Here is a 14,461-nt window from a genome sequence, read left to right as displayed (position 1 = left end):
CGTCGAATGGCAGGTGCCCGCGCCGTGGTGACGGTGGAGCAGGCACCTGAATGTCGCGAGCGCTCATCTCGATCCCTCCCTGTGGGCCGCTCCGGTGACCCGTTGAGCGGAATCAGCGGATCCAGCGTGCCCCGTACCTGCGGGTCCCCTATTCACTCGGCCCCCGGTGCGGTTCGGCTTCGGGAGCGGCGATGCGCGCGGTTGGAGGCACCAGCTCGCCGCCGTCTTGCACCTCCTCGGACAGGCCGATGCCCGGTGCCGAACGCATCGACTCGCCGCGGCGTTGCGCGGCCTCGGCCGCAGCGACGCGTGCGGCCGGGTGGAGGGGCTCGCGGCCGAGCGTTTCGGCGGCGAGCGCGGCGGCCTCCGCGTCACGGCCGTCGAGGATCGCGAGCTGAGCGCGGAGGGCGAGGACCCGGGTGTCGTGGAGGGCCTGGAGATCGGCGGTGAACAGGAGCATCGCGGGGAGCGAGGTCGCAAAGTAGTCCACTGTGGCCTTCGTGTCGGCCTGCTCCTCGATGTAGCGGGCCAGCGCGTCACGGAGGGATCTGGCTGCTTCGGCCTCACCGAGGCGCCGGAGCGCGGTGACCGATGCGGCGGTGTGCTCCGAGTACGCCTGAACGCTCATCGACTGGAAGTCACCCTCGGCCTCCGCGGCCGTGCGCCACGCCGCCCGTGCGCCTTCGGTGTCGCCGGCGGCGGCCAGCGCGTCGCCGAGGACCAGGTGCAGGTCGGCGGTGTTCGCGAGCGGGTGCCGGGCCTCTCCGAGGCTCCGAGGCGGGTGCAGCGCCGCTTCCGCATGGCGCACAGCGGGAGTCACCGCCGTTGCCGCATTGCGACCGCCTGCTTGAGATTCGACCACGGTCGCTGCATCGCGATGGCCCACCGGAGCGTCGACCGCCGTGGTCACGTCAAGGGTCGCCACACCGAGGGCCGAAGTCGTGTCGCCGATCGTCGCGACGCCGCCGCCCTCAGCCTCTGATGCACTGCCGATCACCGTGCCCTGGGCCCGCTGCGGATCGGTGCCGAGGTGGTGGCGGGCCAGGGCGAGGTGGGCGTCCTCCCAGGCCGCGAGCACGGTGCCTTCCCCGCCTTCCCAGGGCTGGAAGGCGCGGCTCGCGAGGACTGCGACGGCCTCCTCGGGGCGACCCGATGCGGTGAGGAGTTCGGCGAGCTGGACCGCGAAGTCGTCGCGCTGCTCGACCAGATCGCGGCGGTCTTGAAGGGCCGCAAGCCGTTTGGCGGGGTCGACGCCGCGGCGGGCGTCGAGTTGGTCGGCCTCGTACAGGAGCCTGGCGTCGTCGGGGGCCGCGGCGCGGGCGCGCTCGTACCAGTGCGCGGCGCGCTCGGCGTCGCCCGCGACGTTGTGGGCGGCGACCCCGAGGTTCCGCAGGACCACCGGGTCCCCGGTGGGGGCGGCGACCTCCCAGGCGGCGACCGCTTCGGTGCGGCGCCCAGCGGCGTAGAGCCGGTGTCCGGCCAGCGCGGCGACGACCGGGTCGTCGGGGCGGCGCTCGCGCAGGCGCGCGAGGGCGTCGTCCTCGGTGGCGGCGGGGAAGCACCAGGTGCGGTCGAGTTCGCGGACCTGTTGCAGTGCCCGGTCGGCGGCCTCGATGTCACCGCGCTCGAATTCGAGGTCGGCGCGGTGCAGCCACGCGATCGGAGCGACGTTCACCTGCCCGGCGGCCGGAGCGAGCGTGGCCGCAAGTTCAAGGAGTTCGATCGCGAGCGCATCTTCCCGGATCGCCCGGTATTCAAGGGCGACATCGAGCGCGATGGTCGGATCTGAGGTGGGCAAGGCCGAAGGCGAAGTGGCGGGCCCCGCCTCGGTCCGTTGGGCGAGGTCGCGGGCCCAGGCGTCGAGCGGGTTGTCGCGCAGGGTCTCGGCGACGATCGCCGCGGCACCGGCCCGGTCGCCTCTGCGGAGCATCGCCACGGCGAGCAGGTTGCGCGCCTGGGCATGGCGAGGACTCCGGGCGACCAGTTCGGTGAGCGCCGATGCAGCCTGGTCCACGGCAGCGGTGTCGGTCGCCAGGTCCAGGCGCGCGGTGGCGAGTTCGGCGGGGTCGGTCCAGGTCCGGTCCCAGGCCGCTTTCCCGAAGGCTTCCTTGGCTTCCGCACCGCGGCCTTGGCGGGCGAGGACGAGGCCGAGTCGGTAGTGGGCCTCACCGTCGCGGGGGTTGGGGTTGCGGCGGGTCAGGCGGGCGGTGGCGGTGCGCAGGTGCGCCTCGGCTTCGGCGAGGCGCCCGGCGCGGGCGAGGCGGGCCGCCAGCGAGGTGTTGCAGCGGGCGTCGTCGGGGTCGCGGCGCAGGGCCTCTTCCCAGTAGGGCTCGGGCGAGCGGGTGGCGTGCCGGTACTGGTCGAGGTGGAGGCCGGTGAGGTACAGCTCGTCGAGCGATGCGATGTCGCCGGGGGCGGGCGGTTCGGTCGCCGCGTCCGCCGCGGCGCTCTCCAGAGGCACCGGTCTGGGCCGCCACGACACCAGGATCTCGCCGCCGTGCTCCACGACCAGCTCGAACTCGGTCGGGTCGATTCCGGGCGCCGCTGCGGCCCGGTCCTCGACCGCTTCGCCCGGCCGCTCTCCGGACGCCCCCGACAGCGCTTCGCCGTCGAGCTCGATCTCGGCGAGGTGCGGCGCTCCCGGCGCCAGGTCCACCTCGGCGTCGTACAGGACCCGGTCGCCCGCACGGAGCACGACCCTCGCGCCCTCGCGCGGGGCGGTCACCGCCGCCGCGATCCGCACCCGAGCGCCCTCCACGTCGAGCCGCACCGCGGCGTCCAATGTGGCCTGGTGGACCGGGCCGGTGTCCTGGATCGGGTACCAGTACTGGGAGAAGGTCTTGGTCTCGCCGGGCCGCAGGAAGGCGAAGTCGGGTTGGTTGTCGGTGAAGACCCCGGCCATGAGCTCCACATAGGGCCCGCCGTCGTCGGTGAGGTGGTCGTCCCAGGCCCAGCCGAAGGGGGCGTTGCCCCAGGTCCACTGCTTCTTGCCGGGCGCGGTGCGGTGGTCGGCCCAGTGGACGAACCCAGCACCGGCGCCGTGGTCGTAGCCGCCGAAGAAGTCGTCCTCGGTCCCCAGGCACATGTACGAGGTCGGCACGGGGATGTTGCGGTACCAGTCGAGCCGGTCGCCGTCCGGGGTCTCGGGCGTGCGGCGGCCGGGGTAGTCGACGCCGTAGTAGCGGCCCTCGGCCGCGGGGAACGTCGTCGTCGCGCGCTTGGCGTGGTCGGCGACCACGCGCACATCGGTGGGGAAGAAGGACTGGTAGTCCTCCCCCGCCTTCGCGGCCACGTTGGCCCACCACAGGAAGGTCTGCACGTCGTCGGTGCGGTTCACCAGGTGCCCGCGGAGTTCGACCAGCGCGCTGCCGGGCCGCAGCCGGATGCCGTGCATGCCCTGCATGCGCGCGAACGGGTCGTGGTCGGAGCACCAGACGGTGACCGCGCCGTCGGGCTCGGTCTCGATCCGGGCCTCGACGGGCAGGTGGGTGGCGGGGCGGTGGTGCTGGGGCCAGTTGAACTCGACGCCGCCGGAGACCCAGGGCCCGGCGAGGCCGACGAGGGCGGGCTTGATGACGCCGTTGCGGTAGAAGAAGTCGTAGCCGCGGGTCTTGTCGAGTCCGATGTGGATTCGGCCGCCGAGTTCGGGGAGCACCATGAGGCGCACGTACTCGTTCTCCAGATGCACCGCGTCCCAGTCCCGGGGGGCCTTCTCGCGGGCGACGGCGTCGATGAACGGCAGCGGGTAGACCGCCCCCGAGGAGCCCTGGTAGACGCGCTGGTCCAGGTAGGCGGGGTAGCGGTCGGGCGCGGCGGGCGCGTACGTGTCGATCGCGACCGCCTCGCGCCACGCCTTCACCGGCCGGCCGGCGAGGGCCGCGGGGGCCTCGGGTAGGACGATCCTCGACTCTTCTGCGGACATGGATCCGACCGTAGTAGCCCTTGACGTCGCAGTCCATGGCCGATTCAATGGGTCGTATGGACGAAACGACGGTCGGGCTCCGGGACGGCTTCGCCGGGCAGCGGATGCTCGTGGTGCCGCGGTCGACCGTGGCGAAGGCCCTGCGGCACCCGGTCGCGGGCAAGCTCCTGGTGACCGACGCGGGCTGCTATCCGCGCGCGGCCGGGCACCGTCGCTCGCGCCCGACGGGGGCCCGCGAGCACGTGCTGCTGGTGTGCACCGACGGCGCGGGCTGGTGCCGGGTCGGCGGCGAGGAGGCCGCGGTGGCGCGAGGCGGCACGGTGCTGCTCCCGGCGGACCGCGCGCACGTGTACGGCGCCGCGGAGGACGACCCGTGGACCCTGTGGTGGTTCCACTTCACGGGCGCCGACGCCGCGGACCTGGTGCGGGCCGCGCACGCTGCGGCGGGCGGCCCTGTCACGCACCTGCGCGACCCCGCGCCGGTAGCGAGCCTGGTCTCGCAGGTGATCGACGCCTTGGACGGGGGCCTGACGACCGCGGGCCTCATGCGCGCCACCGGTGCCGCGTGGCACGCGCTCGCGCAGGTCGCAGCGACCGGCCGGCGCGCGCCGGGCCCGAGCCTGAGTCCGCTGGAGCGCGCGGTGGAGCACCTGCGGGAGACCGCGCCGCGCCGGACCTCGGTGACGGCGCTGGCCGCGATGGTGGGGCTCAGCGCCTCGCAGTTGAGCGCGCTGTTCCGGGAGCGGCTGGGCCTGTCGCCGTTGAAGTTCCAGGTGCAGCTGCGGATGGCGCGGGCGCGAGAGCTGCTGGACGGCACGGCGCTGCCGGTGGCGGCCGTCGCCCGCGAGGCAGGCTACGACGACCCGATGTACTTCTCGCGCCAGTTCGCGAGGCACCACGCCCTCACTCCGACGGCGTTCCGCGAGCGCGGCCCGGTGGGCTGAGGATCGGACCGGCAATCCTGGAGCGGGGAGCGAACGATCCGCCGGCCGAGCCGACTACCGAAGGGCCGCAACCGGACCCGATGTCGTGCCCGCACCAGGCCCGGCCGGGCCCGACGACCCCACCCTCGACGACCCCACCCTCAACGACTCCACCCTCAACGACACCGCCCCCGGAGACCGAAGCCTCCGGGGGCGTTCTCATCCGGCTAGACGCCGAGCCAGGACTGGGGTCCGGCGTAGGTGTCGAGCAGGGTCGGCAGGGAGCTCGCCGAGTCCAGTGTGTACGAGTAGTACTGGGAGGGGGTGAACGCCGAGCCGCTGGTGATGCGGTCGCCGGTGCACGAGACGCAGATGCTGCCGCTCTGGCGCAGCTGCGCGCCCGAGTCGGGGTAGTACGGGTCGTTCACGTCGTCGTAGTAGGAGTTCTCGATGACCATCCTGGTCTGGCCGCGTGAGTAGTTGCCGTAGCCGGAGACGTCCTGGAGGTAGTTGTTGTACAGGTGCGCCAGCGCGACGTTGTCGGTGCTGGGGTTGCGGCTGTTGGTGCCGTGGATCCAGTTGTGGTGGATGGTGATCCGCGAGGTCACGTTGGTGGTCCAGCCGATGCCGAACGACTTGTTGCCGGGGCCGAGCTCGTTCCAGGACACGGTGAGGTTGGTGGTGTCCTTGCGGGAGTCGATGAGGCCGTCGTTCATGTTGTAGATGCGGTTGTGGTCGATCCACACGTTGGAGGCGGTGTCCATCTGGATGCCGTCGTAGTCGTACGCGTCGTCGCCGGGGTCGTCGTCGGACATGAGCGTGTCGCGGATCGTCAGGTTGCGGATGATGACGTTGTTGGTGCCCGTGCCGAGGAAGAACCCGCCGCCGACGATCTGCCCGGAGGTGCCGACGCCGATGATGGTCTTGTTCGACCCGACGCTGATCTCCTTGCCCTTGGGGCTGATGTTGATCGTGGCCGCGACCCGCACGGTGTAGGCGCCGGAGGCGGAGGCGTAGCGCTCGAGGTCGGCCTGGTTGGTGACGGTGACGGTGGTGCCGCCCTGGCCGCCGGTGACGCCCTGCGCGAAGCCTTCGAGCCGGTCGACGTTCGCGGGCCGGCCGGTGCCGGTGACGGGGATCAGTTCCCACTGCTGGTTGGTGCCGCCGGTGGCGGTGTACTGGGAGATCCTGCCGCCCTTGGTGGTCGACCACTCCCACACATCGAGGGCCTTCCCGGAGGCGCGATTGACGAAGGTGGCGTAGCCGCCGCTCTCGGTGATGCGCCACTGCTGGCCCGCGCTCCCGGCGTCGCCCCACTGCTGGACCTTGGCGCCGTCGGCGGTGGACCCGCCTTCGACGTCGAGGACCTTGCCGGAGTGGCGGGCCTGGATCTTGTAGTAGCCGCCGCCGGCGTCGACGAAGCGGAACTGCTGGTCGTAGGAGCCGTTGGAGTCCCAGTGGACGAGTTCGGCGCCGTCGGCGGTGGCGGCAGCGCGGATGCCGAGGACCAGGCCGGAGTGGCGGGACTCGATGTTGTACCAGGTGCCGACCTCGAAGGCGTCGGCGCGGGAGGACTGCCAGAGGCTGATGGACGTGGCGGCCAGGACCGCGGCGAGGAGCACGGTGAGCGCCAGGAGGGGTCGGCGCGGGCGCGCCGAGGTAGCTGTCATGGGAGTGCCGCTCCTTCTCGGAGAGTGGTGCCGGAGTGGGCTCACGGCCCCCGCCATGCCGGGAATCGAAGGTCGTGAGTATTTACTTTCATCAATTTACATAACCGGGATGCGGCAGCGCAAGGGCGGGTCGCGGGACGGGCGCGCGCCGGTCACAGGACGGGACCGCTGTTGCGAGTGATACTCGACTTCCTCTAAGGTAAGCCTTACCTAATCGAGGAGGAAGACGTTGACCCCCCGCACCACCTTGCGCCCCAGGGCGACCGCGATGCTGGCCGCGGCGGCCGGGCTGATGATGGCCGCCTCCTGCACCACCGACGCCCCGACCGAGGCCGCCGACGACACCGCCGAGCGCGAGGACCAGCTCAGCGAGCAGTGCCAGGAGGCCGTCGTCCCCGACCTGCCCGAGCTCCCGCCCGTGGCCGAGGGCTCCGGCACGCAGACCGTGACCGGCGTCGACGGCGAGGTCGACGTGCCCGTCGCCCCCCAGGCCGCGCTCGGCATGTACACCACCGACGTCGACATCCTCGCCTGGCTGCGGTACCCCCTCGCCAGCAGCCAGCCGATCCGCGGCGACGGCGGCTACACCACGTTCCCGTGCTTCTTCCCCCAGGACGCCCTCGCCGACGTCTCCACGTTCGCGAACTACCCCGAGTACGACTACGAGTCGGTGCTGCTCGCCGAGCCCGACTTCATCCTCAACGGCCTCGGCTACGACCCCGACGTGGTCGCGCGCCTCCCCGAGATCGCCCCGACCTACAGCGTCGACGCCTTCGACGGCCGCTCGTGGATGGAGCACTTCGAGGAGACCGCCGCCGCGCTCGGCCGCACCGAGTACTACGAGGAGTGGAAGGCGATCTACGACGCCCGCGTGGCCGAGGTGGCCGCCGCGATCGAGGACCCGGCGTCGATCACCGTGGCCCCCGTCGGCTACTGGGAGGACCAGTTCCAGACCGGCTGCTACGCCGGCGTCGAATGCCAGGTCTTCGCCGACCTCGGCCTCACCATCGCCCCGACCTCCCTGCTGAACGACCGGGAGGGCGAGGCCCTGAGCGGCGAGCAGCTCGGGAAGATGGACGGGATCGACTACGCGTTCATGATCCGCGGCCTCGGCGAGGAGGAGGACGCGGTCTTCCAGCAGCTCCTCGACGACGCCGCCCAGAACCCCCTGTGGGGCGACCTCGACTTCGTCCGGAACGACGGCATCGTCGGCTACGAGTTCGAGATGACCTTCGGGTCCCCGAGCGGCCAGCTCGCGTTCCTCGACGTCGTGGAACAGGCGCTCGCCTCATGATGCGGGTCATGCACGCCGAGGTCGTCGCCGTCGAGGACCTCACACCCGCCCTGCGCCGCATCGTCTTCGGCGGCCCGGCCCTCGCGGACTACCCGACCACCGGCGTCGGCGACGAGTACGTCAGGGTCCTGTTCCCGATCGACGGCGAGGAGCGGCCCCCGCTCCCCGGGATCGACGGGGACGACCTCGACTACGCGAGCGTCACCGGCGACCGGATGCGCACCTACACGATCCGCGCCGTCGACCACGAGGCCGGCACCGTCACCATCGACTTCGTCGTCCACGAAGGCGGGCTCGCCGCGGGCTGGGCCCGCGGTGCCGCGGTCGGCGACGTCATCGGCCTGAACACGCCCAAGCCGCTGTACGACCCGCCCGCGGGCCTGGAGTGGCAGGTCCTCGCGGCCGACAACGCCGGACTCCCGGCGGCCCTGCGGATCGTGGAGCTGACGCCCCCTGAGGTCGCCACGCGGCTCGTGCTCGAGGTCGCCGCCGAGGACCACAAGGTCCCCGTCCCCGACCACCCGCGCCTGGAGACCACCTGGGTCGTCGGCGGCAACGGGCACGCTCCGAGCTGCCTCGACGAGGTCGTGCGCGGTCTCCCGCGCCCCGGAGGCACCGGGTACGTGTGGGTCGCCGGGGAGACCAAGGCGCTCCGCGGCGCCCGCAAGCACCTGCGCCGCGAACTCGGGCTCCCCGCGAGCGCCTACAAGGCCCTCGGCTACTGGACCGTCGACGCCGAGCGCTGGCGCGAGCGGTTCGCGGCCCTCGACGAGGCCACCAAGGCCGAGTTGGAGGCCATGTGGGCCGAGGAGGACAAGGACCCCGAGGCGATCGCCGACGCGTACGAAGACCGCCTCACGGCGCTGGGGCTATGACGACCGGGACCACTGCGCCCGAAGCCGGCGCCGCCGGGATCGGCGACCGCGCCGACCGGCGGCGGCGCCGGCTCCTCGGCCTCGCCGCCGCCGCGGCGGCCCTCGCCGTCCTGGTCGTGCTCAGCCTCGTGTTCGGGTCCAAGCCGCTGCCGCTGGGCGAGGTGATCGAGGCGCTGGGCCGCGACAACGGCGACCCGCGCGTCATCGTCGTGGAGCAGCGCATCCCGCGCACGGTCCTCGCGATCGTCGTCGGGCTGGCGCTGGCCGTGGCCGGGGCGCTCATGCAGGGGCTCACCAGGAACCCGCTCGCCGACCCCGGGCTCCTCGGGGTCTCCGCGGGCGCCGCACTCGGCGTGGTCCTCGCCGTGCGGGCGGTGCCGGCCGCGGGCGACCTGCTCCAGGTGTGGGCCGCGTTCCTCGGGGCCGTGGCCACCGCGTGCGCGGTGTTCCTGATCGGCTCCATGGGCGGGCGCGGGCGCTCGCCGGTGACGCTCGTCCTCGGCGGGGTCGCGATCGGCGCGGTCCTCCAGGGCATCGCGTCCACAGTGGTCCTTCTGAACCAGTCGGCGTTCCTGACGATGCGCAGCTGGCAGGCCGGGTCCGTCGCCGACCTCGGCTGGCCCGCGGTCGCGACCATCGCCCCGTTCGTCGGCGGCGGCCTGGTCCTGGCCGCGTACGCGGCGCGGGGCCTCAACGCCACCGCGCTCGGCGAGGACCTCGCGACCGCGTTGGGCGGCAACCAGTGGCTCACGCGGATCGCCGTCGTCGGCGCCGTCACGCTCCTGTGCGGCTCCGCGACCGCCGCGGTCGGCGTCGTGTGGTTCCTCGGCATGATGGTCCCCCACATCGCGCGGTGGATCACCGGGCCCGACCAGCGGTGGATCCTCGCCTACAGCCTCCTGCTCGGGCCCGCGCTCATGGTCGCCGCCGACGTGGTCGGCCGCGTCGTGGTCATCCCCGACGAGATCCCCGCCGGCGTCGTCACCGCCGTCATCGGCGCACCCGTGCTCATCTTCATGGTGCGCAGGAAGAAAGCGAGCGGCCTGTGAGGCGCTACCTGGTGCTCAGGGCGGGCGAGCGGGCCTCGTCCCGGACCCTCCTGCGGGCCTTCGCGCTCACCGCCGCCCTCGCCGCGGTCACGGTCCTCGCGGCCGTGGTCGCGCTCGGCCTCGGCGAGATGCGGATCTCCGCGGTCGACGTCGTCCGGGCCCTGGTCGGCGACGCCGGGACCGCGATCGAGACCGTCGTGGTCCAGTGGCGGCTCCCGCGGGTCCTCCTCGGCGTCGTCTTCGGCGCCGCACTCGGCCTCAGCGGCGCGATCTTCCAGTCGCTCACCAGGAACCCGCTCGGCAGCCCCGACGTCATCGGCTTCGACTCCGGCGCCTACACCGGCGCGGTCGTGTCGATCATCGCCGTCGGGAGCACCGCGCTCGTCATCCCCTCCGCGCTCGCGGGCGGGATCGCGACCGCCCTCGCGGTCTACCTGCTCGCGTACCGGCGCGGCGTCCACGGCTTCCGGCTCATCGTCGTCGGCATCGCCCTCACCGCGCTCCTCGGCTCGGTCAACACGTACCTGCTGCTCAAGGCGAGTCTGTGGCAGGCGCAGATGGCCGCGGTCTGGGGCGCGGGCAGCCTCAACGGCCTCGACTGGTCCGACGCGCGCGCCGGCGCCGCCGTGGTCCTGGTGCTGCTGGTGCCGCTGCTGTGGCTCGGGCGGCGCCTGCGGATGCTCGAACTCGGCGACGACGCCGCGGCCGCGATGGGGGTCGCGGTCGAACCGGTCCGCCTGGCGCTCATCGTCGTCGGCGTCTCGCTCTCGGCGGTCGTGACGGCGCTGGCCGGGCCGGTCCCGTTCGTGGCGCTCGTGGCCCCGCAGCTGGTGCGGCGGATCACCCGCGCGCCGGGCGTGCAGCTCGTGCCCGCCGCCGTCATGGGCGCGTTCCTGCTCGTCACCTGCGACATGGTCGCGCTCAACGTCCCGCCGATCGCGCTGCCGGTGGGGCTCATGACGATCATCCTCGGCGGCGCCTACCTCGTCTGGCTGCTCGTCGCGCAGTCAAGGAAGGAACTCCGATGACCCTCGAAGCGTCGAACGTGACCTTCGGCTACCGCGACCGGCCCGTGGGGACCGGCCTCGACCTGGCGATCGCGCCCGGCTCGTTCACCGCGATCGTGGGCCCCAACGCGTGCGGCAAGTCCACGCTCCTGCGGGTCCTCTCGCGGCTCCTCAAACCCACCGAGGGCGCGGTCCTCCTGGACGGCAAGGCCATCGCGCACCAGCCGTCGAAGCAGGTCGCCAAGCGGCTGGGGCTGCTCCCCCAGACCTCCATCGCCCCCGACGGGATCACGGCCGCCGACCTGGTGGCGCGCGGGCGCTTCCCGCACCAGTCGGCGCTGCGGCAGTGGAGCCGCGCCGACGAGGCCGCCGTCCGGGAGGCCATGGCCGCCACCGGGATCGAGGACCTCGCCGACCGGCTCGTGGACGAGCTCTCCGGCGGCCAGCGCCAGCGCGTGTGGGTGGCGATGGTCCTCGCGCAGGAGACCGAGCTGCTGCTGCTCGACGAGCCGACGACGTTCCTCGACATCGCCCACCAGATCGAGCTGCTCGACATCTTCGCCGGGCTGAACGACGAGGGCCGCACGATCGTCGCGGTCCTGCACGACCTCAACCAGGCGGCGCGGTACGCCTCGCACATCGTGGCGATGCGCGAGGGCGCCGTGTTCGCCGAGGGCGCGCCCGCCGACGTCATCACGGAGGCGACCGTGGAGGCCGTGTTCGACCTGCCGTGCAAGGTGGTCCCGGACCCGGTCTCGGGGACGCCGCTGGTGCTCCCGCTGGGGCGGCGGCGCTGAGCGGACCGCGGCGCTGAGGGTCGACGGGGCTGAGAGCGGGACGGCGCGGGGCGCCTCCGCGCCGAACGTCCGGCCCGCCGACGCGCGGCCGGGGGCTCGCGCGCGCTATACCTTGAAGGGCACCCGCAGCCCGACGCTCCCCCAAGGACGCTCATGGACGAGCCCGCCCTCGCCGACCTGCCCGGATCGACCCGGGCGGCCGTGCTCGCGCTCGCGGGGATGTGCGGGGTCGGGCTGGTGTGCGCGTGCGTGCTCGCGGTCGCGATCGTCGGGCTCGCTCAGGCGCGCTCGGGCGGGACCCCGGTGCCCGCGGGCACGGGGCCGGCGCTCTACCGGTTCGCCGCCGGGACGGCCGCGTTCGCGGTCTGCCGGGGCGCCCTCGCGGCGATGATCATGCGGCGCAGCAACACCGCGCGGAAGCTCGCGGGGCTCCTGGAGGCCGCCGCGATCGCGCTCGGCCTGCTCTCCTGGTACGGCGGGCCCGGGTTCACGGGCCCTGGCGCGGGCGGCTTCACCGCGACCGCCGACGCCGCGTCCTGGTTCGGGGCCACCGCCGGGATCGCGGTGTCGATCGCGGTGGTGCTGCTGCTGTGGAGCCGGGCCTCGGAGGACTGGTGTCAGGGGATGATCGAGTCCACGTAGCCGCCGTCCACGCGCACGGCCGCGCCCGTGGTGGCCGAGGCGAGCGGCGAGCTGAGGTAGGCGACGAGGTTCGCGATCTCCTCGGGTTCGATGAGCCGGTGCAGGAGCGACTGGGGCCGGTGCAGGCGCATGAACTCGCGCTGGGCCTCGTCCCAGGGCAGGTCCTCGTCCACGAGCTGGTACACGAAGTCCTCCACCCCGCCGGTGTGGGTGGGCCCGGCGATCACGGAGTTGACGGTGACGCCGGTCCCGGCGGCGGCCTTCGCGAAGCCGCGCGAGACGGCCAGGAGCGCGGTCTTGCTGGTGCCGTAGTGGATCATCTCCTCGGGGATGACCACCGCGGAGTCGCTGGCGATGTTGAGGACGCGGCCCCAGCCGCGGCCGGTCATGCCCGGCAGGTAGGTGCGGATGAGGCGGACCGCGGAGAGGACGTTGACCTCCCAGTAGCGCCGCCAGTCGTCGTCGGTGATCTCCAGGGCGGGCTGGGCGCCGAAGATGCCGAGGTTGTTGACGAGCACGTCGACCTCGGGGGCGGCCTCGGCGACGGCCGCCGCGCCCTCCTCGGTGGCGAGGTCGCCGGGGGCCGCGAAGTACGCGCCGCCGGTGGCCGAGAGGCGCACCACGGCCTCGTCGGTCTTCTCGGGGCTGCGGCCGTTGACGCCGACGCGGGCGCCGGCGGCGGCGAGGGCCTTCGCGATCGCCTCCCCGATGCCCTGGGTCGAGCCGGTGACGAGTGCGGTCCTGCCGTCGAGGTCGATCGCGATCATGGGGCACACCCTACGCCGCGAACGGGTTCGCAGCGGCGGTTCAGAGACCGAGGTCGCGCTTGGGGTCCCCGACCATGGTCGAGGGGTCCACGATGCGGTCGAAGTCGGCGGGGTCGACGCCGAGCGCGAGGGCGGCCTCGCGGAGCGTGGAGCCCTCGTGGTCGGCCTTGTGGGCGATGGCGGCGGCCTTGTCGTAGCCGATGAGCGGGGTGAGCGCGGTGACGAGCATGAGCGAGCGGTCGACGTAGGCGGCGACGGCCTCGCGGTCGAGCTCGATGCCCTCGACGGAGTGGACGCGGAGCTGGTTGCAGGCGTCGCCGAGGATGCGCGCCGAATGCAGCACGTTGTCGATGACGATGGGCCGCATGGTGTTCAGCTCGAAGTTCCCCTGGGCGCCCGCGGCGGCGACGACCGAGTCCTCGCCGATGACCTGGAGGGCGACCATGACGGCGGCCTCCTGCTGGGTCGGGTTCACCTTGCCGGGCATGATCGAGGAGCCGGGCTCGTTCTCGGGCAGGCGGAGTTCGTGCAGGCCCGCGCGGGGTCCCGAGGAGAGCCAGCGCATGTCGTTGGCGACCTTCATGAGCGCGATCGCCCCGCCGCGGAGCCCGGCGCTGACGGCCACCATGCCGTCGAGCGAGCCCAGGGCCGCGAACTTGTTGGGGGCGGTGACCAGCGGCAGGCCGGTGAGCTCGGCGAGCTTGGCGGCGACCGCCTCGCCGAAGCCGTCGGGGGCGTTGATGCCGGTGCCGACCGCGGTGCCGCCCGCGGCGAGTTCGCAGACCGCTTCGAGCGACTGCTCCAGGCGGGCCGCGGCGGCGGTGAGCTGGGCCTCCCAGCCGGACCACTCCTGGCCGACGGTGAGCGGGGTGGCGTCCTGGAGGTGGGTGCGGCCGATCTTGACCACGTCGTGCCAGCGGCGGGCGCGGTCGCCGATCGCGGCGGCGAGGGCGAGGAGCTGCGGGAGGGTGGTGTCGCGGACCTCCATGAGGGTGGCGACGTGCATCGCGGTCGGGAACGTGTCGTTCGTGGACTGCGCCATGTTCACGTGGTCGTTGGGGTGGACGATCCGGTCCCGGCCGAGGCCGCCCGCGAGGAGCTGGCTGGCGCGGTTGGCGACGACCTCGTTGACGTTCATGTTCGACTGGGTGCCGGAGCCGGACTGCCAGACGTAGAGGGGGAACTCGTCGTCGAGGGATCCTTCGGCGACCTCCTCGCAGGCGTGGACGATCGCGGCGGCGAGGTTCGGGTCGAGGCGGCCGGCCTCGGCGTTGACGTGGGCGGCGGCCTGCTTGACGATCCCGTAGGCGCGGTAGAGGCCGGCGGGCATGCGGTCGTCGCCGATGGCGAAGTGCTGGAGCGCGCGCTGGGTCTGGGCGCCCCAGTAGCGGTCGGCCGGGACCTCGATCTCGCCCATGGCGTCGGTCTCGATGCGGACGCCGGTGGCGCCGGTGCCGATCGGGAGGTCGTGGTCGGCTTCGGGGAACGCCATCGATGCACCTCGCGCTGGTGGGC

General features: G+C 73.1%; 11 protein-coding genes. 7 read left to right on the top strand and 4 right to left on the bottom strand.

The window, feature by feature from the left end; genetic code table 11:
* Nucleotides 1-148 precede the first annotated feature (148 nt).
* Complete coding sequence (locus tag BLS99_RS23560) at nt 149-3,922, bottom strand: DUF5107 domain-containing protein (RefSeq protein WP_091054184.1); 3,774 nt, start codon at nt 3,920-3,922, stop codon at nt 149-151.
* Between the two features lie 56 nt (nt 3,923-3,978).
* Here BLS99_RS23560 and BLS99_RS23555 point away from each other — a divergent pair, with 56 nt between their 5' ends.
* Nucleotides 3,979-4,866, top strand: a complete 888-nt coding sequence (locus BLS99_RS23555) for an AraC family transcriptional regulator (RefSeq protein WP_091054183.1) — start codon at nt 3,979-3,981, stop codon at nt 4,864-4,866.
* A 206-nt stretch (nt 4,867-5,072) separates the two neighbouring features.
* Here the strand turns inward: BLS99_RS23555 and BLS99_RS23550 are convergent, their stop codons facing one another.
* A complete protein-coding gene (locus tag BLS99_RS23550; RefSeq protein ID WP_218126825.1) occupies nt 5,073-6,515 on the bottom strand; it encodes an RICIN domain-containing protein in 1,443 nt (480 codons plus the stop codon).
* A 229-nt stretch (nt 6,516-6,744) separates the two neighbouring features.
* Between BLS99_RS23550 and BLS99_RS23545 the strand changes: the two genes are divergently transcribed.
* The 6 genes from BLS99_RS23545 to BLS99_RS23520 all read left to right on the top strand — a co-directional run bounded on the left by BLS99_RS23545 (nt 6,745) and on the right by BLS99_RS23520 (nt 12,179).
* Nucleotides 6,745-7,809, top strand: coding sequence for an ABC transporter substrate-binding protein (locus BLS99_RS23545; RefSeq protein WP_091054181.1), 1,065 nt, complete (start codon nt 6,745-6,747; stop codon nt 7,807-7,809).
* 8 nt (nt 7,810-7,817) lie between these two features.
* Nucleotides 7,818-8,684: a siderophore-interacting protein gene (locus BLS99_RS23540; RefSeq protein WP_218126824.1), complete on the top strand. Its 867-nt coding sequence runs from the start codon at nt 7,818-7,820 to the stop codon at nt 8,682-8,684.
* Entirely contained in the window at nt 8,681-9,733 is a 1,053-nt protein-coding gene (locus tag BLS99_RS23535; protein ID WP_091054180.1) for a FecCD family ABC transporter permease, read from the top strand. Before BLS99_RS23540 ends, BLS99_RS23535 begins: the two co-directional genes overlap by 4 nt.
* Nucleotides 9,730-10,761 (top strand): FecCD family ABC transporter permease, encoded by a 1,032-nt coding sequence (locus tag BLS99_RS23530; protein WP_091054179.1) that lies wholly within the window; start codon nt 9,730-9,732, stop codon nt 10,759-10,761. Before BLS99_RS23535 ends, BLS99_RS23530 begins: the two co-directional genes overlap by 4 nt.
* Complete coding sequence (locus BLS99_RS23525; RefSeq protein ID WP_091054178.1) at nt 10,758-11,537, top strand: ABC transporter ATP-binding protein; 780 nt, start codon at nt 10,758-10,760, stop codon at nt 11,535-11,537. Before BLS99_RS23530 ends, BLS99_RS23525 begins: the two co-directional genes overlap by 4 nt.
* Before the next feature lie 153 nt (nt 11,538-11,690).
* On the top strand, nt 11,691-12,179 hold the full coding sequence (locus BLS99_RS23520) for a hypothetical protein (protein WP_091054177.1): 489 nt from the start codon (nt 11,691-11,693) through the stop codon (nt 12,177-12,179).
* Here BLS99_RS23520 and BLS99_RS23515 read toward each other — a convergent pair.
* Together BLS99_RS23515 and BLS99_RS23510 are read right to left on the bottom strand one after the other, a co-directional pair.
* On the bottom strand, nt 12,155-12,943 hold the full coding sequence (locus BLS99_RS23515) for an SDR family oxidoreductase (protein WP_091054317.1): 789 nt from the start codon (nt 12,941-12,943) through the stop codon (nt 12,155-12,157). The genes BLS99_RS23520 and BLS99_RS23515 overlap by 25 nt on opposite strands.
* Nucleotides 12,944-12,986: 43 nt before the next feature.
* Nucleotides 12,987-14,438 (bottom strand): class II fumarate hydratase, encoded by a 1,452-nt coding sequence (locus BLS99_RS23510; protein ID WP_091054176.1) that lies wholly within the window; start codon nt 14,436-14,438, stop codon nt 12,987-12,989.
* Between the last annotated feature and the right edge of the window lie 23 nt (nt 14,439-14,461).

This window comes from Glycomyces sambucus (genome assembly GCF_900102815.1).
Lineage (GTDB): Bacteria > Actinomycetota > Actinomycetes > Mycobacteriales > Micromonosporaceae > Glycomyces > Glycomyces sambucus.
Note: the sequence above shows the minus strand (reverse complement) of the source record. Positions and strands in the feature narration are given on the sequence as shown.